We start from the raw sequence: 19,785 nt of genomic DNA, 5'->3' as shown, positions 1-19,785 counted from the left end.
AACCCTATGGAGCGTCGTAAGCAATTACAAAAATATATACAGCGTGCAAAAACGAGTCTAACATTCGAAAAAAGCATTCCTATTGCACAGTACGGCTTGTTTTTGGCATTGCTTTCTAGTGCTTCCCTCATCCTTATCTCTAGGCTATTTGTCTGGCCGTATTACCGTCAAACGGCATTGGTTGTCTTTCTAGTTGGGATAATTGCAACAATTGTCATCATGTGGTGGAAGCGTGTAAGTGAGAAAGAGGCATTACACACACTCGATTATTATTTCTCGCATAATGAACTGGTTACAGCTTTGTCATTTAAAGAAGATGAAGATCCATTGGTTCAATCACTACTTGCAAAAGCAGTCCAAAAGGCAGAAAAAGCATTCTCTGAATTTAAAGTTCGAAAGAAAGCTTTGTTTCGACCTCCAGCATTTATTGGACTATTTACAACAGCTGTTGTGTTAGCGGTGCTCTATATGTTCCCAGCTACTACACAAATTGAAGCGATAGAGGTAGAAAAAGAAAAGGCGGTCATCGAGGATATAAAAAAAGAAGTTGCTAAATTAGAAAAAAAAGCAGAAACAAAAGAAGTGAAAGAGCAGATAAAAGAATTACAAAATATATTAAAAGAGACAGATACAGCTGAAGAAGCACTACGTGAAGTCGTGAAAAAGCAAAAAGAACTTGCGTTAAAGGAACAACAATTAAAGGATAAGCAAACGGCTAGTGAAGACGGTGCATCTGAGGGGCAAGGCTTATCTAAAGAACAACTTGAACAATTGAAGGAGCTTGCTCAAATGCAGCAAGAGCTAACGCAAAATGCGAATACTACTCAAACAGCAATGAGTAAGCTCGGCAAGCCAGCAAGTAATTCATTACAAAATGCCATTGCAAGTGCCAATAGCGCAAATAGCAATCAACAAAACAGCACCAATGCGAATACCAATCAAAATCCTGCTGGTAATGCGCAGTCAAACAATCAACAAGGTGGGCAGCAGGGGCAAAATAGCAATGGGCAAGCGCAAGGGTCTAGTCAAAGTAATCAGCAAGGACAGGGCAATGGTCAAGGCCAAGGACAGGGCCAAGGACAGGGCCAAGGACAGGGACAAGGCCAGGGTCAAGGTCAAGGTCAAGGCAGTGGCTCTGGTCAGGGTTCAGGTTTAGGAAACGGTGCAGGAACAGGACAAGGTGGCCGAAACCTCTTAACAATGCCTGAGCGGTTAGGTGGTTCAAGTGAAACCACTGTAGATGGAGGAGCATTAGGAGACGGCTCACATGTTTCGGAGCAGCAAGGAAATGGACCGATTACAAAAGGTTCGATTCGTCCATATGATGAAGTTTTAGGCTCTTATAAAGACAGTTATTTAGAAAGCTCAGAGCGTTTACAATTACCGAAGGATTTACAAAATGTCGTGCAATCTTATTTCACGTCAATTGAGTCGCAGTAGGAGGAAAAGAAATGGCATTTACAGAACAACAATATATGGAAATGAGTACGAATTTACAACAAGTCAAAGCAGAAATTCATCGCTTTATAGTTGGTCAAGAGCAAGCGATTGATTATACATTGTATGCTGTTCTTGCAGATGGTCATGCGCTGTTAGAGGGACTACCAGGCTTAGGGAAAACAATGCTAATTCGCACAATATCAGAGGTGTTGGATTTATCCTTCTCGCGTATTCAATTTACGCCAGATTTAATGCCTGCCGATATTACAGGAACGAGTATGATTGAGCGCACAGCAGATGGTAAACAACAATTTACGTTCCAGCCAGGGCCAATTTTTAGCCAAATGGTATTAGCAGATGAAATTAACCGTGCTACACCGAAAACACAAAGTGCACTGCTTGAGGCAATGGGGGAAAAAACCGTAACAATTTTAGGGGATACGAAGAAAATGGCAAAACCATTCTTTGTGCTAGCTACCCAAAATCCAATTGAAATGGAGGGGACATATCCATTACCAGAGGCACAAATGGACCGTTTTCTTTGCAAAATTCTCGTTCCGTATCCAGAGAAAAGTGAACTGATGGACATCATGAAACGAACAACTGGAGCACAGGAAATCACCCTACAAAAAATAATGGATACAGAAGGACTCCTGCTCGCACAACAAATGGTGAAAGAAGTACTTGTCGCAGATGAAATGCTTGAATTTGCAGCTGATCTTGTTGTGGCAACACATCCTGAAAGAGTGGATGCCATAGATGAAGTGAAGCAATATGCCATGTATGGTAGCGGTCCTCGTGGCTTACAAAGTTTAATAAAACTAGCAAAAGCAAGAGCACTGATGAATGGACGCTTCCATGTATCAGTTGCGGATATTAAATCCGTAGCGAAGCCTGTACTACGTCATCGTATGCTGCTGAACTATGAAGGGGAGGCTTCAGGGAAAACGGCAGATGATGTGATAGACATTATTTTAGAAAAAGTACAGCAAGGTGTTAGCGGGTGACTCAGAGAATATTATTGCCCGAAGATTGGCTAGCGAAAATTAGTCGCTTCCAAGTGGCGACGGCCTCCAAATTGCGTGGGCAACATAAGGGCTCGCACCGTTCGCAACGTTTCGGGGCATCGCTCGATTTTTCGGATTTTCGTGAATATCACCTAGGTGATGATGTAAGACAGGTGGATTGGAACGTCTTTGCGAGAACTGATAAATATTTCATTAAACGTTTTTTAGATGAACAAGAGATGCGTGTTCACATTTTATTAGACACCACCAAATCTATGGGTGAGCAAGCAAAATGGACTTTTGCTCGGCAAATTGTTGCGTCACTTGGCTTAATGGTGCTTGGTCGTGATGATCGATTATCATTTTCAGTTGTTCAAGAAGACATGAAGCCACCGTTTCGTCGAAAAGGTGCAATGTATCGGCGTGCCTTCTTACAAATAGTGACTGACATTGAAGATGCGACATATACTAGTAGCTTTGCACAGGGAGCATTAAAAGCAATGCCTAAAGACAGCACGGTGCTATTTATAGTGACAGATGGTCTAGAAGCAATCGAAGAATGGGAACAGCTATTGAAAAGGTTGCCACGTTTTGCAGGGGATGTGCGCATTCTACAAATCGTTACACAGGAAGAATTATCTCCAAATTATAGTGGGGATGTTCGTTTACTTGATCGTGAAACGGGTCGTGATGTGAATGTTACGATGTCATCCAAGGTACTTGATACGTATGAGGCAAGAAGACGTTTACATGAAGAAGAGTTTGAGGCAATTTGTCGACGCTTCGGTGTTCGAAAATTACAACTGAAGGTGGAAGATGGACTTCAGCATGCCGTCTTTCAACAATTATTAAAAGCACATTGGATTAGGTGAGGTGAGCCGTATTGGGCTTTAGTCAAATACTTTTTAGCTGGACGGCCATCATCCCGGTCATTGTCCTACTATATTATTTCTTTCGAAAAAAATATACCGATCAAAGTGTGTCTTCAACACTCTTCTGGTCGGAAATTATGCAGGAGACACGTGTATCCCCATACTTAAAGCATTTACAAAAAAATGCATTGCTCTATTTGCAACTGTTAGCACTTCTTCTACTAGTACTCGCGCTGATGAATCCATATGTAAAAAAGTCAACGATTGCAGGAGCACAAACCATTTTCATTGTTGATACATCTGCGACAATGCTAGCAGGGAAAGAGCAGTCAACATTTGATGCACATAAAAAGGAAATGTTGTCGTTAGTCAATCAGCTTGATGGAAGACCTGTGACACTTATTACGACAGGTAATACTCCGCATGCCGTTTTACAGCAAGAAACAAACGCTAAAGATATTGAGAAAGCTGTCCAGGATTTGCAAGTGACATATGAAACTGCGCAAATGAATAAAGCACTTGATGTGGCGCAAGCTTTTGTCGGTGAGACACCGACATCGATTTATGTCTTTACAGATACACTCGACAAGAAGCAATTACCGATGGAAAAGGATTCGGTGAAATGGATTGTCCAAGGATCAGCGAAGGATTTAACCAATATAGCCATTACAAAGTTTGCTGCTACAACAGACGGAAAAGCAACGATGGCACTTGTACAGTTGCAAAATGATACAGGCAAAGAGCATAATCTGACTCTTACGCTAGAAAATGCTAAGGGTGAAGAAGTTATAACAGAGAAGGTCACAATACCAGCAAACGAAGCAGTGACTAAAACGTTTAAAGACTTACCGTTGGTGGATTCGATGACTGCGATCATTGATGTGCAAGACGATTATGCCATCGATAATAGTCAATCGGTATTGTTACAAACAGCCACTTCCAAAGTAGTTGTTGATCAAGATATGCATCAACTTATTCAAAAGGGGTTCCAAACAATAAACAGTGGCGTAAAGATTGTTCCACCCTTACAAATGGTAGACAGTCAAGATGCTACCGTGGTGACAAATCAAACAGCCTTGCTGAAAGAAATGGTCAAGCCGATTGTATTATTTGGACGTGATGATAGCGAAAAGATTGAAATGAATGGTGTCGTGAAAACCACGAATGACGCTTTATTTGCATTCAGTGATTTAAAAGATATTTATGTAAGTGCACTTTATCCTGCATTTGATGGCTATAAAACAATTGCCACTGTTGGAGATAAACCATTTATTCAGCGTTCAACAGAAGGAGATATTATCATACTAGCGGATATAGCCGATACCGATTGGCCATTGCATCCCTCATTCCCACTATTCTTATGGAGTGCCCAACAACAATTAGCTGAATCAATTGGTTCACTGGGGATTTTTACGCCAAATGAACAGCGCTCAGTTGCTTTAGCGCAAGGAGAGTGGAGTGTTTATGCACAGGATGATGAATTTTTATCGACGGTTACAAATGGTTTATTAACAGCGCCGATGAAGCCGGGAGTTTCCACAGCACGCTCTAATGGTGAGGAAAAACGCCTCATCGTGCAACTTCAGGCACAGGAGCGTGTGATCGAAAAAGGCACGAGTTATACACTTGGAGAATTACAAGAAAGTGGCAAGGAAGAGGTATCCAAGACTTCATTTGTGCCTTGGCTCATACTCATTATTTTAGTATTACTGGTGTCAGAGTGGGAGGTGCAACGACGTCGTGGATTTACGAATTGATACGCCACTAGCTTTATTGTTATTATTACCGTTATTTGCGTATTTTGCATGGACTTATTGGCGTGAACGTCAACGTCTGAAAAAAAGCCATCTCGTTGTACTTGGTATTCGGGTTATGGCAATAAGCACTTTAGTCTTTGCTCTCGCAGCACCATATATTTTGTTACCAATTAAAGAAGAACAGGTACTGTATTTAGTCGATCGCTCCGCTTCCATGAAGGGTACAGAAGAGGAGATGGCTAGTTTTATAGAGGAAAGTTTGCAGTCAAAAAAGGATGAGCAACTTGCAGGGATTTATTCTTTTTCTTCGACATTACAAACAGAAACGATTTTATCGAATTCATTAAAGGAAGTACCGAAATTTACAACTATAAAAGAAACGGATCAAACAAATATTGAGCAAAGTCTTCAATTAGCTACTGGTATTGTCAATCCGAAAAAAGCTACAAGGTTGATCTTATTAACGGACGCGAATGAAACACAAGGTGATGCATTGGAGTTTGCTACCAAATTAAAAAGCTCCAATATTAGCGTAGACGTTGTGCCATTCAGTCAGTCCGTTGCCAATGATGTATCGCTTAAAAGCTTTGTGACACCACAGATTGCTTATGTCGGCGAACAACAGCAACTTGTCACTGAAGTGAATGCAACAGCAGCAGGTCAGGGCGAATTATTGCTATACGAAAATGATGTGCTTATTCATCGAGAAGTAGTGGCACTTGCCGAAGGATTGAATGTATTTACCTACAAGCATACGGCAACTGCCGAAGGACTGGTCAAATACGAGGCACTTGTTCAAGTAGACCAAGATGCAATATTTGAAAATAATAAATTAACGAGTGTCACGATGGTACAAAGTGAGCCTCACTTACTGATAGTGAACGGTTATGATACAGCATCACCAATTGCTGCGGCATTGGGCACGAAGTCAATTTCCTATGATGTCGTAGATGCAAGCAGTTTGCCAAATGAGCTATCAAGTTATTTACAATACAATGCAATAATTTTTGATAATGTTCCAGGGCATTTGGTTGGTGAGGCCAAAATGGGCGTTATTGAGCAGGCAGTGAAAAATTTTGGTGTCGGTTTTACAATGGTCGGTGGCGAAAATAGCTTTGGCTTGGGTGGCTATTTTAAAACACCAATCGAAACATTGTTACCTGTTGAAATGGAGATTAAAGGTAAGGAACAATTACCATCTTTAGGTCTGGTCATCGTGCTCGATCGTTCAGGAAGTATGCATGGTACAAAGTTAGAACTTGCTAAGGAAGCGGCAGCACGTTCAGTTGAGATGTTGCATGACGAGGATACACTTGGCTTTATTGCCTTTGATGATCGCCCTTGGGAAATTATCGAAACCGGACCGCTTGGCAATAAAGAAGAAGCAGTCGATACGATATTATCTGTGACTCCTGGTGGGGGTACGGAAATATATAGCTCCCTTGCAAAGGCATATGAAAATTTGGCCGATCAAAAATTACAACGTAAGCATATTATTTTATTAACTGACGGACAATCACAATCAGGGAATTATGAGGATTTAATTGCAACTGGTAAAGAGAATGGGGTTACACTATCGACAGTTGCGATTGGACAAGATGCGGATGGCCATTTACTTCAGTCTTTAAGTGAAATGGGGAGTGGACGTTTCTATGATGTTATTGATGAACAGACCATTCCTTCCATATTATCACGCGAGACAGCGATGATTTCACGCACATATATTGAAGATAATCCTTTCTATCCAACGATTTATAATGCCTCGGGTTGGCATTCATTATTTGCAAATGGCGTGCCACAAATGAATGCGTATATAGGTACAACTCCGAAGCAGGGCGCTTCTGTAATCGCAGAAAGCGAGAAGCAAGATCCAGTGATAGCACAGTGGCAATATGGACTAGGCAAAACATTCGCTTTCACATCAGATTCCACAGGGAAATGGACAGGAGACTGGGCAAGATGGCAGGAATGGGGCACATTTTGGCAAACGATGATTTCGCAAATGCTACCAAGTTATAATGATGTAGCCTATGACGTACGTTTAGATACGGATGGCACTTTTGTTATTACTGACCCGACAAATGAAGCGGCATTTTTAGATATCGTCGCTGTCAATGAGGCAGGAGAAGAGCTAGAAATGCAGCTCGAAACATTATCTGCCTCGCAAGTTCGGGCGACTGTACAAGCACAACCAGGTCTTATCTTTTTCCGTATTGCCGATGAAGAACAGGCAATTTATCAGGCTGGTCTAAGTGTTCCGTATAGTGCCGAGTATGAATTACGTCCAGTAAATGAAAAATTAGTGGAAGACCTTACAAAGCAAACAGGTGGTAGTGTGTTAGAAGAACCACAGGAAGTGTTCCGTGATTTCACGCAAAAAGGGGCAGAGCGCCAAAATATTGCAACCTGGCTGCTATTAGCAGGGATGTTACTATTCTTCATAGATATTACAATCCGACGTTTTGGCTGGAGTTTCTTAACAAAGGCGAAGCAAACACAGCAAATTGCAAATGATACACCAGTACAGGCTGAGGATACAAATGTAGCACAGCTATTAAAGGGCATGAAGAAACGTCAATAATAATTGAATACTTTAAATTTAAAACGCAGTGCAAAATTTTGCACTGCGTTTTTGTGTTATTCGAAATCAATAAAGTTCTATTCGCTAATAACGTGGTCATATAAAGCTTTTGATAAGTACGGTTTTCCGCAGATTGCTGGCAACGATAATTCCCAGAATTGCTCCAATAATGCTTGATGTTAAAAAAGCAGGCATAAAAAATAATGCAGCAACAGAGGTACCCATTAAAAGATGTGCATAAGGCACTGCTATAAGGGATGCGATGATACCTGTCCCAAACATTTCACCAACACCTGCGAGCCAAGCCTTAGAACTATATTTATAGGCGAGAGCTGCACACAAAGCCCCGATGACACTGCCTGGAATCGCTAATAGAGAGCCTGTTCCTGTAACAACTCGAATAATAGCTGTGACAAAGGCTACTATAACAGTAGGTACTGGGCCAAGAAAAATGGCTCCAATAACATTAACGGCATGTTGTATAGGATAGGCACGTGCAATCCCTGTTGGAATTGAGACAAAAGTAGAGCCAGCTACAGCAATGGCGACAAATAAAGCCATAATAGTTAATTTTCGAATTGACACCTTTTTCACCCCTTTTTGGTAGATAGCTCTCTAACCACAAATAGAACCTGGTATAGCTGATAGCATGTAGAAAATCGCTGATAACTCACACGAAAACGCTGATAGCATGAGAAAATCTCTGATAACTCACACGAAATCACGGATAGCATGCAAAATATCGCTGAAAGCTTACTTAACATCACTTCAAGCACAATCTGTCGAAAATGAACACAAAAAAACCGCTTCCTCACAACGAAAAGAAGCGGCCTTGCATTTACATATTAAAAAAGCAAGTGTCGCCACTTCCCTACGCTAGTGTGAACTAGATCAGGTTCGAAGGGTCCGTGGTTACATACACGTCTCAGTCAGAAAGACTCCCCTAGTGGTTTTGAAACGATTTAATTTTTATAGGTAAGAAAGTATATACTTTGCTATCCATGACTTCTCTCAGTGATATGCTTGATGTTGTTCTTGCGCGTATGCGCTTTTCACCTAATAATGTAACATACTACTAAAAATAGTCAATATTTTTCAGACTATTTCGAATCAGGGTGCATAAGATGTGGCGCTTTTTTCAATGTCCAGATGAGGGCAAGGAAGAAGCAGGCCATTAATATAATTGCCCCAAAAATATATGGGCTGTTCATATTCCAATCGAATAAGATACCTGCTAAAGCAGGGCCAATCATATTACCTAAACTCATATATGCATTATTAAGACCAGCGGCAAAACCTTGCTCATTTTCAGCGAGTTTAGAAATTAGCGTATTGACTGCTGGTCGAATCAATGTCGTCGCAGTGGAGAAAATTGTAGCTACTATTAAAATAAGTGCAAAGCCAGAGACAAATAATATTAAGTAAATAGAAACGGCTGCAATAAATAAATTGACTAACACAACTTTCATTTCACCATAACGATTAAAAAGAGGTGTAATTATAAACATTTGTACAACAACACCAAACGCACCACCAACAACCAATAAAATGGCAATATCAGTAGGTGTGTAGTTAAATTTGTTTGTAACAAATAATGATAAAGTCGTTTGGAAATTAGCAATTCCGAACGAGAACACAAGCATAATGATGAGCATTACAAAGTAAGGCATTTGGACAGAGCGTACCATCTGCTTCGCAAGATTGTCTTGTTTTTGCGCCTTTTGGGATGTGCTTGGTTTTGAAGAAGGTAAAAGAAAGAATGATAGAATAGCTGCTAAAATCGCTGCAGATCCAGCTGTATAGAACGGGAAGTGCAGACTAACCTTCGATAAAAAGCCACCTATACCCGGACCAATCATAAAGCCAAGAGACATTGCTGCCCCTAACATACCCATTCCCTTGCCTCGTTCCTCATATGTTGTCACATCAGCTACAAATGCCATAATAGGAGGTGCGATGAAGGCAGAACCTAAACCTCCAAAAAAACGTGCGAGGAAGAGCATCCAAACATCCGTTGAAAGCCCAAATGAAATTTGTGCAAGACCAGTTACGATGAGGCCAAAAATAATGAGATTTTTTCGACCATACTGGTCGGAGAGATTCCCAGCAATTGGAGAAAATACAAATTGTGCCAAGGCGAACGTTGCGATAAGCATGCCAAGAACTTGTCCTGCAGCCCCAAATATTTTCAAATACTCAGGCATAACAGGAATAATAATACCAATACTCCCCATTGCGATAAACATATTAAACATTAAAATATACAAAGCCGCCTTATTCGACTTCTGCTGGGTCATCCATAGCCCCCCTTTTTCTAATCAAATATACTACAGTCTATCATAAAGAAATGAGGCTTGGCTATTGGATTAAAGTATGAGAAGCACATCAATTAAAAGTTGACGTTTTATTTTGCAAATAATAGTTTCGACTGTGTTTTTTCTACTGTTGTTCGATGAGGAAATCCCGCATATTTTTGCGGGATTTACTTTTTTATTGGTATTGGATTAGGGGTTACAACGTTGATAGTTATGTTAATCTTCTTATATCGATAATTATTTCAATTTTTTGTAATAATAGTAAATTATCGTAGTTGACTTTTTGCTAATAGTCAACCATTAGCAGTCTTTATAGCTTCTATTAAAAGATAATAAAAAGGGGAGAAAATGTACGATGGTATCTATGCAAACGGCTATGGAAAATTTAAAAGAATTAGGATTTAACCCCGTAACTACAGCGATTGGGGCAACACAACAATTATTTCATTGGGATGAAGCAAAGGTCAATGAACTAAAAGGATATTTAATTGCTCAAAATTTTCAACATCATTACGAAAACAATAAGTTTTATCGAATGCTTTGTGAAGATAGTGGGGTTACACCAGCTGATATTCAAAGTTTGGATGATTTACACAAAATACCATTAATTCCGGTAACGAGCTTTAAAAGACCTGACTCACATTTACTTTTATCAACCTCTTTAGAAAATATTGAATTTGAAATGCGCAGTACTGGTACAAGTGGCATACCAAGTATATCTAGAAGAGATGCTGAAACATTAAACAATTGTGTCTTTAGTATATATGCGATGTATAGAGAAATGTTTGCCTTTTCTAGAGGAGCTGGACTGTTCTTATTCCCATCCCCTGAAGAAATGCCAGAGATGGGCATGGTTAAAGTGCTAAATATGCTTTCAGGTTTATTTGATGCAACAAGATGTCTTGTGAAAAGAGCTTCTTTTAAACCTAAAGAGGCAATTGAAACATTGGAAAAATGGCAAAATATTCATACGCGTCACATTATTGGGCCGCCATTTTTAATTTATAAATTAGTAAATTACCTAAAAACAAATAATATACATTTAAAACTAGATAATAAGACAATGATTATTAATTTAGGAGGTTGGAAAAGATTCTCCGGTATGGAAATACCACGCGAACAATACAATAAAGAATGTGCTGAATACTTAGGTATCCCAGAAGAAAATGTTAGAGATATGTATGGCTTAGTTGAATCAAATATTTTAGCCATAGAGTGCGAGAAACAATCGAAGCATGTGCCACCTTGGGTTCATTTTTCTTTAAGAAATCCCAAAAATTTAGCTGAAGAAGTACCGCAAGGAAAAAGAGGTGTCTTAGCAATATTTGACCCTACTTCACTTTCATATCCAGGATTTATTCAAACAGAGGATTTAGTGTATTTAAAGAAAGAAAATACATGTGAATGTGGAAGAAACGGTCAAAAAGTCGTTTATTTATCAAGGGTAGCAGGGGCAGAGATTGGCTGTTGTGCTATTAATTTAGAGAAGCATATGGATGCGGCTGAAGAAAAAAGTCAAATGACAGAAGTATAAGAGAGGTATCAACATGTACAATTCTATCATCGTTGATTATTTCAGCAAACCTAGGCATTCAGGAGATGTGATTGATGCCAATAGAGAATTGAAAATTGGTAATTCTGTTTGTGGAGATACCATTTTCATGAAAATTAAAGTCACGGATGGAAGGGTAGTAAATGCAAAATATAAGGCATACGGTTGTGCGACGTCGTTGGCAACGGCTGATATTTTTGCAGATTATATTATCGGTAAATCCTTAGCTGAAATAGCTCAACTGTTAGCGCATGAAATTGATAGTATGCTGGGAGAACTAGAACCTCCACAAATGCACTGTTTAAATATTTTACATGATTTATTTGAGCAAATACTTAGTGAAGCATAGGAGGTTTTTTATGTTAGGGAAGTATTTTGACTATAATGCCACTACCCCTCTTCGTGAGGAAGTGGCTTCTATTTTAATAGATAATTTATTGTTATTTGGTAATCCCTCAAGCAGTCATTCTTTTGGTCAATTTGCGAAAGAAAAAATAGAGGAGGGACGATCACAAGTAGCAGCATTAATTAACGCAGATAGCTCAGAAATCTTATTTACATCTGGCGGTACAGAGTCAATCAATACGGCTTTAAAAGGCTTTTTCTTTGCCTGTGATAAGCGACCGTTTCATATCATCACCTCTAAAATTGAACATTCGGCGACCTTAGAGCTGTGTCATTATTTAGCCTCACTAGGTGCAGAAATTACCTATTTACCTGTAGATGCTAATGGATTTATAGCTATAGAAGATTTAGTGAATGCTATCCATGAACATACCGCATTAATTTCAATCATGTACGCGAATAATGAAATTGGTACCATTCAACCAATTAAAGAGATGGCAAAAGCCATTAAGCAAATAAATAGAGATATTTTCTTTCATGTAGATGCTGTGCAGGCACTTGGGAAAATTCCTATAAATGTTCAAGATTTAGAAGTAGATGCGCTATCGTTAGCGGCGCACAAAATATATGGTCCTAAGGGAACGGGCGCATTGTACTTAAAAAAAGGAAACCAACAGTTAGTTCAGCTACTTCATGGTGGTGGGCAAGAAAACGGCCTACGAGGGGGTACTGAAAACCTATTGGGTATCATTGGATTTGGTCAAGCTTGTGCTTTAGCGACGGAAGAGTTATTGCAACATAAAAACAATACAGTTGCCTTAAGAAACTATTTCTTAGAAAAAATAAAACATGCCATTGAACAAATTGAGATGAATAGTCCTGAAATAGAAGGGGATGTCTTACAAAATACATTTAATATATCCTTTACGAATATTAGAGCAGAAGCGCTGTCGGTTCTTTTAAGTCAAGTATATGGCATTGCGGTGTCTATCGGTTCTGCCTGTAGTGCAGAAAAAGCTGAGCTTTCCCATGTATTGCTTGCTCTCGGACTGTCTGAAGAAAGAATTAAATCTTCTATACGTATTAGTTTTGGCCTTTATACAGACTACAAAGATGTTGATTACCTTGTCGACAGTCTGAAAGAAGCTGTCACCCGTCTAAGAAGTATTCTCCCTGTAGGATAGAAAGGAAGAATAAAATGGATAAATTAAACATTTTGGCACCAGTGCGCTCAAAATTTATGATGGAAGAAATGATAGAGGCGGGTGCAAATGAAATCTATTTTGGCGTCTCTAATCCACTTTTTCAGCAGATGTCATTTGATAATAAGTTTCAAACAGTAGCTGATTACCCTGCCCACTTCTCTGATTGGGAAGATTTAGACGACATAATGTCCATGGCTAAAACGCATCAGATGAAAGTAATATTCATGGCAAATACACCTTTCATTCCAACCAACTTAGAGACAAGTTTTCAACATCATGTTTATAGAGCCCTTGAGAAAGGTGTAGATGCTATCACAATTTCCTCTATGCAAGCTCTTAATCTTCTAACCAATGTAGAGAGGGATACTCAAATTATTTCGGGTTCGCAATTAGCGCCAGTCAATAAATATGGGGCAGAAATGTTAACAGAATTAGGCGTAAGCCGAATAACCGTTTCACAGTCCATGACATTAGAAGAAATTCAGTCACTTCGTGATTTAGATGTTGAACTGATGATTACAGGCAATTTTGGAACAGGAAGCATAGCTAATTGTTGTCGTTTATGGGAAAGCCCAAATAATGGTGAAATAGGAGAAGGTGTAAGAACACTCTATCGAATACTGTCTCCATTAAACAATCAACTAAAACAGCATCATATTTTAGATAGTGCAACGGATTGTAGTTTGTGTAATTTAGAAGATTTAGTCTCTGCTGGGGTGACAGCTATCAAATTTATCGGAAGGGAAGCACCTAATCCTGTTACATTAGCCATGGTGGTCAGTATGTTTAATGAATGGAAAGAGATGGGGGTTTCTGGATTCTCTATAGAACAAAAAATGAAAGTCATGGAGCAGGAGCAGTTAATGTGGATTATGAAATGGGTGCCACGCTTTTGTGAAAAATGCCGATGTACTTACAAATCAACTGCTATTACAAAAACATACATTTAGGTGGTGCTTATTTGAAAACGCCATTAAAAGAACTACGGATTCACCACGAACATTTATATGAATTAACCGAAGAAATTTTAGGGAATTATCAAACTGTTTCTTTAGGACATTCAGGATGCCACTATAAAATGAATGGCATTGAAGAGCAACATATCCATTATTTATTGGAACGAGACAAAAAGGTGAAAGTCGAAATGCCTATTTTATTTGAAGCAGCTATGAACGGATTTTTTACTAAAATGCAGCGTTTTTTTCATTATGAAATAAATTTCATCGTGAATGATTGGGGAACTATGCGTTTTTTAGCACAACAGCAACTACCCTCAACAGTGTCCTTATCGGTAGGCAGACAATTGGCTTTTAGTTATGGAAACTGCCCGTGGTATGAAGATATTTTACAGTACGAAGATCAGACAATTAAAGAGAATTACTTGCAATTGAATTTTGGTAATCCTGCAATGATAAAACTTTTAAAAGAATATGGTGTGACAGAAATAGATGCAGATATTCATGCTTACATGGAGCATTCAGTAAACATGCTCAGAGATGAAGGGATAAAAGTAAATGGCTTTTTACATTACCCAATGGTATCTACTTCGAGGTCCTGCCATACATTAAGACTTTATAATGAACCAGTAGGAAATTGCCAGCATTTATGTAATAACGGCATTATGATCGAGCCGAGAGAACGATGGAATCGATTTGAGGATGTAACAGTAAAGATTTCCAAAGAAAGTAGAGAGAAGATGGGGAACTTACTGATATATGGAAATATTGTTGTCCAGGATAGTAACCGGCACAACGAAAGTATAGCATTTGAAGTGGATTCATTGTGCGATGATGCAAGATTTTCACCAATACTTCTTAAAGAGGAGGCAATAAAATGAGTAATATTCAGGAGAAGAGCTTGACGCAAGATATTTTAACAAAATTGGATGATATTATAGTGGATTTCGTTGCACCTAACGCGGCTCATATTGATAGAGAAAGAGCATTCCCGAGAGAAAATATAAACGAAATCGGACGAAATGGCTTATTGGGCTTACTAATTCCACAGCAATTGGGCGGCTTAGAGGCTCCTCTATTTTTATATAAAGAAACAGTTATTAGGTTAGCTCAAGCTTGTGCTTCAACTGCACTTGTCTATGTGCAACATATGTCGGCCGTTTCTATCTTATTATATGGAAAAGATAGTGACTATATAAAAAATATTTTAAGTAAAATTGCACAAGGGAATTGTCTTACAACCATTGCACTTAGTGAAGCGGGTTCGGGCTGCTATTTCTTTTTACCTGTAAGCCAAGTACGTAACACTGACAATGGACTTCGCTTAAAAACTAATAAAATTATGGTGACAAGCGCAGGCGAGGCAGATTTATATGTCATAAACTCAAAAGCAACATTTGCTAAAAATTCTATGCAAAGTAACTTTTTCGCAGTTTCGAGTAATTATGATGGAATTGAAGTAGGTGGTACATGGGAAGGCATGGGCCTGAGAGGTAATCAAAGTGCCCCGTTAAATATAGATGCCTATTTAAATCCAGAGATGCTTATTGGAGAAGAAGGAGAAGGCTTTAAAATTACGCGTGAAGCATTGCTTCCGATGGGGCAAATTGGTATTTCAGCAGTAAATATTGGGATTGCAAAGGCAATTTATAAAGAGTCCGTAAACTACGTCAAGAAACGATTTTATACACATATTAATACGAATCTTTCGGACTTTCAAAGTATTCAACAAATGGTTGGAGAAATGAAGGTACTATGTGACCAAGCGGAAACAGCTTTAAATGCCTTTGTGCAACGGATGGAAAATAAAGAAATAGATATGGTTAGCACACTAGAGGTCAAAGTAATGGCTTGTCAAACAGTACTAAGAGTTGCAGAAATAGGCTTAAAAGTTTGCGGAGGTCATGCTTATTCAGCAAATACACCAATAGAGAGGTATATCCGAGACAGTATGGCGGGAACAGTCATGGGACCAACGCCAGATGTGTTAAAAGAATTAATCGGAAAGATTGTATTGGATGTGCCTACCCAGTTGTAGTTGAGTCAATATTTCATGTAATGGATGAAAGAGGGTTGAAAATGACAAATCAAACAGCGCCTAAATATGGAGGTATGAAGCAAGTACTAGCGGTTAGTTTAGGTTTGTTTTTAGTATTTTTAGATAGTACAGTGGTCAATATTTCACTCCCTAACATAATGAATGATTATCACATTAATTTGAATTTAGCTTCTTGGATAATCAATTCCTTTGTACTGACGCTTGCGATTTTGTTAATTACTTTAGGAAAAATAGCAGATTTCTTTGGGAGAATTAGAATTTTTTTAATTGGGGTTATTGTATTTGCGATTAGCTCCCTATTGTGTGGTATGGCGCCAACGGTAGAAGTGTTAATAGCTGCTCGTGTTTTACAGGGAATTGGTGGAGCTATGATTATACCTACTAGTATGATGCTCGTAAGAACTGCTGAGCCACCTGAAAAATTAGGGCTGGCAATGGGCATCTGGGGAGCCGTTGGTGCGCTTGCAGTAGCCATTGGCCCAAGTCTTGGGGGAGTTGTAACTGAATTTATTAATTGGCGTTGGATTTTTTATATAAATGTGCCAGTTATCATGATCGCTTTCCCATTCATTATAGTAGCATTTAAAGGAAGTAAAGACGTTAAATCACCCTTTAAATTGGATGTACTAGGCGTGATCGTCGTAAGTATGGCGCTTTATTTTTTAACATTTGCCATATTACAGGGTGAAAAACTAGGCTGGACTTCTACAACAATCTATATGTATTTCACTATTAGTTTAATTGCCACTCTATTATTTATTTTTATAGAAAAACGGACAAATATACCTTTAGTTGATTTTACAATATTTAAAAATCAACATTATTTAGGTGGTATTCTTTCAAACTTTTTAGGCGGCATTTTGTTAATGGGAACGTTAATTTTATTGCCAATTTATCTTACACAGGTGAAGGAGATTTCTACATTACACGCTTCGTTTTTAATAACACCTTTATCGGCTGTCATGTTAGTAGTTGCACCAATTGTTGGACGATTAATTGATAAAATTGGCTATCAAATTCCAATGTTCTTTGGTTATGTATTTACAGTGATAGGTTTTGTGTTCTTATTAAAATTAACACCAGATACAGAATTTTCAATGCTTATTACCATGATGTCCCTTCTCGGAACAGGGTTAGGCATCATCATGGTGACAAGTGTAACTGTTTGTACGGTTTCCGTTTCAGAAAAGCATGTATCCTTAGGGTCTGGTATTTTTGCCACTGCACGAAATCTTGGAGGCGCTCTTGGTGTATCTTTATTTGTATCAATTACATTAAGTTTTTTAAATCAATATGCGGATGATGTTGTTGCAGATGGGGTGGCACGTTTTGAAAATGGTAATATGCCTGAAGCTGTAAAAGCCATTGCAATTGAGAATCTACAAGGAAAAAAGGATACGCTATTCGAAGGTGAAGGAGAACAAGAGAGTTTTGAAATTCCACAGGAAATGCAAGATCAATTTGTTGCGAAGAAATTGGAGGAAACGTTAAAGGAAATGCCTCAAGTAGTAGAAGTTAATGCTACTCCAAACATCGAAAAGAAAGTAACTGCGATGGTAAATGTAGAAATAGAAAATATAGAGAAGGAAGTTAATAATATTCAAAATACTATCCGCAGTGATGCACAAAGTTTTATTGTTGAGGCGATGACGAAAGCATTTTGGTGTGGATTACTTTTAACCTGTCTTTTTAGTTTATCATTAATTTTTTTAAGGAAGAAACAAGTCGAAGAAATTCTTTAAGATATCGGTAGGGATAAGTAAATCCCTACCGATTAAAATTGCATTTTCGCAGTGTAGATAGTCATTATTCCATGCACAATGTTTCAATTAACTTCCATACATAATTCAAAGTGAGTAAGAGGAAATATGAGTAGTAAGATACCATATTTTATACAGATGATATTAGTTATAATAGTAAATATATAGAAAAAGTTAAAAGGAATCGTTGTGAAGGATAACTGAAAAGGGTGAGAAAAGATGGAAAAATATTTGGAGCCGACAGCAATGTTAAACTTTAACGATGAAATGTTTCAGCACCTAATAAGACAAAAAGGCTGGGATAACTTAAATTATGAAGATAGAATCAAGCAGATTTATGATTTTGTCAGAAATGAAATTAAGTTCGGGTATAACCGAGGGGATGATATACCTGCTTCGGAAGTATTGCAAGACGGCTATGGGCAATGTAATACAAAAAGTACACTTTTAATGGCTTTACTAAGAGCTGTTGGCGTTCCTTGCAGGATTCATGGTTTTTTTATTGATAAAAAAATGCAAAAGGGTGCTTTAACGGGTATCACATACCTATTAGCGCCCAATAAAATTGTACACGCTTGGACGGAAGTGAATGTAAATGATGAATGGATTGCCCTTGAAGGTGTAATTATTGATGACTCTTATTTAAAGCAAGTAAAAAATAGACTTTGCAGTTTTAATGATGGTTTTATCGGATATGGAATTTCTGTGAAAGATAAGGATAACATAAATCTATGTTGGACTGGTGAAAGTGTATATGTACAGAGCTTTTCAATAACAGATGATTTAGGGATTTTTAATAACCCGGATGAATTATTTGTAAAGTATAACAATACGGGGAGTAAACTAAAGCGGATAATGTTTAATAGAAAAAGGAAAAAAATTAACCGAAAATTGGATATATTGAGAAATCAGTAGTCTTAAATAAGGATAAAAAATGAGTCTACTTGCTTAGGATTAAATGCATGTAGACTCCAGTTTCTACACTATATGATATTAAAATTTTAGAGTTAATAGTTGCTCGCGTGCTATGTTCGAGATAGGTAAACCTTCAATGCAATTTATAAATTTACGGTAGTAAATTTTTTCTACTGCATGACAATATTGAATAGCCCCGCCCTGTCGTATGACTTTCATAAAATGATCCTTTTCTGAATCTGTTAAATGCATAAAGATTTGCTCACTATTATAGTAATGTTTTATAGGGAGAAAATCGTCATCATCTATGCAAAGATAGTAAAGGACTGGTAAAGTAATCTTTTTTATATGTAAATCACTTATTTGGTGCTCTGTTAACAAATCATGCACATCATTGCGGATTTGAGCAATGATGCCTATATAGTTTGAATAGGTTTTAATAATATTTAAAGTTTTTTCTGAGACATTGCCAGCCCCTAGTACACAGGCCAATTGCGTGAGGGAACCTGATTTCAAGCTAGCCATTTCTAAATATTCGGTTTCAGTCGTGATTCGATTGTTAATATCTCTTTGCTGTCCATTAATGGATTGCAGCAATAAGCAATGAATTTGCTGGCTCATGAAATTTCTGACCTCGAAACAACAGTCTAATAAAGTAATTTTATTGAATGCTGTGAGTAATAAACCAATAATGATATTTGAATTTTCTTCAAAGTTGACCTCTGACCAAGGATAAATAGATGCATCTTTGTCTTGAATATCATCTAAAATATCGGCCGCTAAAATAATTAACTCCATCACGACTTGCAGCTCTCTTTGTTCCTTGAGGGTCTGCTGCTCTCTAAAGATGGAATAATGAAGCTCAGTTAGTAAGGCAAAGTTTATACTTTGATGAAATTTAAACCGTACATAACTTTGGGCAAGGTTGTGCAAGTGTTGCTCTGTAAAAGCAGTCTCAATTAGTTGATTTGCTATGGATATTAATTCTTCATGTAATTGACTGTTGTTGCGTGTCTCCATT

General features: G+C 38.1%; 16 protein-coding genes and 1 riboswitch. Of the genes, 13 read left to right on the top strand and 3 right to left on the bottom strand.

Annotated features, from left to right (window positions below):
- The first annotated feature begins 6 nt into the window (after nt 1–6).
- The 5 genes from C9J35_RS02215 to C9J35_RS02195 are packed head-to-tail and all read left to right on the top strand — an operon-like array spanning nt 7 to nt 7,657.
- Nucleotides 7–1,440 (top strand): DUF8809 domain-containing protein, encoded by a 1,434-nt coding sequence (locus C9J35_RS02215; protein ID WP_107923243.1) that lies wholly within the window; start codon nt 7–9, stop codon nt 1,438–1,440.
- Nucleotides 1,441–1,451: 11 nt separating this feature from the next.
- Nucleotides 1,452–2,447, top strand: coding sequence for an AAA family ATPase (locus tag C9J35_RS02210; protein WP_107923242.1), 996 nt, complete (start codon nt 1,452–1,454; stop codon nt 2,445–2,447).
- Nucleotides 2,444–3,319 (top strand): DUF58 domain-containing protein, encoded by an 876-nt coding sequence (locus C9J35_RS02205; protein ID WP_107923241.1) that lies wholly within the window; start codon nt 2,444–2,446, stop codon nt 3,317–3,319. Before C9J35_RS02210 ends, C9J35_RS02205 begins: the two co-directional genes overlap by 4 nt.
- Nucleotides 3,320–3,330: 11 nt before the next feature.
- The gene (locus tag C9J35_RS02200) at nt 3,331–5,076 is read left to right on the top strand and encodes a vWA domain-containing protein (protein ID WP_107923240.1); all 1,746 of its coding nucleotides are present in this window, start codon (nt 3,331–3,333) and stop codon (nt 5,074–5,076) included.
- Entirely contained in the window at nt 5,060–7,657 is a 2,598-nt protein-coding gene (locus C9J35_RS02195) for a VWA domain-containing protein (protein WP_107923239.1), read from the top strand. The genes C9J35_RS02200 and C9J35_RS02195 overlap by 17 nt, the downstream gene beginning before the upstream one ends.
- A gap of 96 nt (nt 7,658–7,753) precedes the next feature.
- Here C9J35_RS02195 and thiW read toward each other — a convergent pair whose 3' ends face one another.
- On the bottom strand, nt 7,754–8,242 hold the full coding sequence (gene thiW / locus C9J35_RS02190; RefSeq protein WP_107923238.1) for an energy coupling factor transporter S component ThiW: 489 nt from the start codon (nt 8,240–8,242) through the stop codon (nt 7,754–7,756).
- A gap of 266 nt (nt 8,243–8,508) precedes the next feature.
- Nucleotides 8,509–8,612: riboswitch (TPP riboswitch) on the bottom strand.
- A gap of 145 nt (nt 8,613–8,757) precedes the next feature.
- Nucleotides 8,758–9,954, bottom strand: coding sequence for an MFS transporter (locus tag C9J35_RS02185; RefSeq protein ID WP_107923237.1), 1,197 nt, complete (start codon nt 9,952–9,954; stop codon nt 8,758–8,760).
- Nucleotides 9,955–10,327: 373 nt separating this feature from the next.
- Between C9J35_RS02185 and C9J35_RS02180 the strand changes: the two genes are divergently transcribed.
- The 8 genes from C9J35_RS02180 (at nt 10,328) to C9J35_RS02145 (ending at nt 18,764) form a co-directional block, all read left to right on the top strand.
- On the top strand, nt 10,328–11,506 hold the full coding sequence (locus C9J35_RS02180; RefSeq protein ID WP_235616171.1) for a LuxE/PaaK family acyltransferase: 1,179 nt from the start codon (nt 10,328–10,330) through the stop codon (nt 11,504–11,506).
- A gap of 13 nt (nt 11,507–11,519) precedes the next feature.
- Complete coding sequence (locus C9J35_RS02175) at nt 11,520–11,873, top strand: iron-sulfur cluster assembly scaffold protein (protein WP_107923236.1); 354 nt, start codon at nt 11,520–11,522, stop codon at nt 11,871–11,873.
- 10 nt (nt 11,874–11,883) lie between these two features.
- Complete coding sequence (locus C9J35_RS02170) at nt 11,884–13,053, top strand: cysteine desulfurase family protein (protein ID WP_107923235.1); 1,170 nt, start codon at nt 11,884–11,886, stop codon at nt 13,051–13,053.
- A 14-nt stretch (nt 13,054–13,067) separates the two neighbouring features.
- Entirely contained in the window at nt 13,068–14,024 is a 957-nt protein-coding gene (locus tag C9J35_RS02165; protein ID WP_107923234.1) for a peptidase U32 family protein, read from the top strand.
- Between the two features lie 11 nt (nt 14,025–14,035).
- Nucleotides 14,036–14,911, top strand: a complete 876-nt coding sequence (locus C9J35_RS02160) for a hypothetical protein (RefSeq protein ID WP_107923233.1) — start codon at nt 14,036–14,038, stop codon at nt 14,909–14,911.
- Nucleotides 14,908–16,068, top strand: a complete 1,161-nt coding sequence (locus C9J35_RS02155; RefSeq protein WP_107923232.1) for an acyl-CoA dehydrogenase family protein — start codon at nt 14,908–14,910, stop codon at nt 16,066–16,068. The genes C9J35_RS02160 and C9J35_RS02155 overlap by 4 nt, the downstream gene beginning before the upstream one ends.
- 41 nt (nt 16,069–16,109) lie before the next feature.
- Nucleotides 16,110–17,831 (top strand): MFS transporter, encoded by a 1,722-nt coding sequence (locus tag C9J35_RS02150; RefSeq protein ID WP_167395906.1) that lies wholly within the window; start codon nt 16,110–16,112, stop codon nt 17,829–17,831.
- Nucleotides 17,832–18,068: 237 nt separating this feature from the next.
- On the top strand, nt 18,069–18,764 hold the full coding sequence (locus tag C9J35_RS02145) for a transglutaminase-like domain-containing protein (protein WP_107923230.1): 696 nt from the start codon (nt 18,069–18,071) through the stop codon (nt 18,762–18,764).
- A 78-nt stretch (nt 18,765–18,842) separates the two neighbouring features.
- On the opposite strand, the gene C9J35_RS02140 is transcribed toward C9J35_RS02145, so the two are convergent.
- Nucleotides 18,843–19,784, bottom strand: a complete 942-nt coding sequence (locus C9J35_RS02140) for a polyprenyl synthetase family protein (RefSeq protein ID WP_054767074.1) — start codon at nt 19,782–19,784, stop codon at nt 18,843–18,845.
- Nucleotide 19,785 lies beyond the last annotated feature (1 nt).

Source organism: Lysinibacillus parviboronicapiens, assembly GCF_003049575.1.
Taxonomy (GTDB): Bacteria; Bacillota; Bacilli; order Bacillales_A; family Planococcaceae; genus Lysinibacillus; species Lysinibacillus parviboronicapiens.
This window is presented reverse-complemented; position numbering and strand designations above follow the sequence as displayed.

Excerpts from the sequence above, each read along its gene's own strand:
- C9J35_RS02180 (WP_235616171.1), top strand. The coding sequence starts at position 10,328 with ATGGTATCTATGCAAACGGCTATGGAAAATTTAAAAGAATTAGGATTT.
- C9J35_RS02175 (WP_107923236.1), top strand. The coding sequence starts at position 11,520 with ATGTACAATTCTATCATCGTTGATTATTTCAGCAAACCTAGGCATTCA.
- C9J35_RS02210 (WP_107923242.1), top strand. The coding sequence starts at position 1,452 with ATGGCATTTACAGAACAACAATATATGGAAATGAGTACGAATTTACAA.
- C9J35_RS02150 (WP_167395906.1), top strand. The coding sequence starts at position 16,110 with ATGACAAATCAAACAGCGCCTAAATATGGAGGTATGAAGCAAGTACTA.
- C9J35_RS02170 (WP_107923235.1), top strand. The coding sequence starts at position 11,884 with ATGTTAGGGAAGTATTTTGACTATAATGCCACTACCCCTCTTCGTGAG.
- C9J35_RS02155 (WP_107923232.1), top strand. The coding sequence starts at position 14,908 with ATGAGTAATATTCAGGAGAAGAGCTTGACGCAAGATATTTTAACAAAA.
- C9J35_RS02185 (WP_107923237.1), bottom strand. The coding sequence starts at position 9,954 with ATGACCCAGCAGAAGTCGAATAAGGCGGCTTTGTATATTTTAATGTTT.
- C9J35_RS02145 (WP_107923230.1), top strand. The coding sequence starts at position 18,069 with ATGGAAAAATATTTGGAGCCGACAGCAATGTTAAACTTTAACGATGAA.
- C9J35_RS02215 (WP_107923243.1), top strand. The coding sequence starts at position 7 with ATGGAGCGTCGTAAGCAATTACAAAAATATATACAGCGTGCAAAAACG.
- C9J35_RS02140 (WP_054767074.1), bottom strand. The coding sequence starts at position 19,784 with ATGGAGACACGCAACAACAGTCAATTACATGAAGAATTAATATCCATA.
- C9J35_RS02165 (WP_107923234.1), top strand. The coding sequence starts at position 13,068 with ATGGATAAATTAAACATTTTGGCACCAGTGCGCTCAAAATTTATGATG.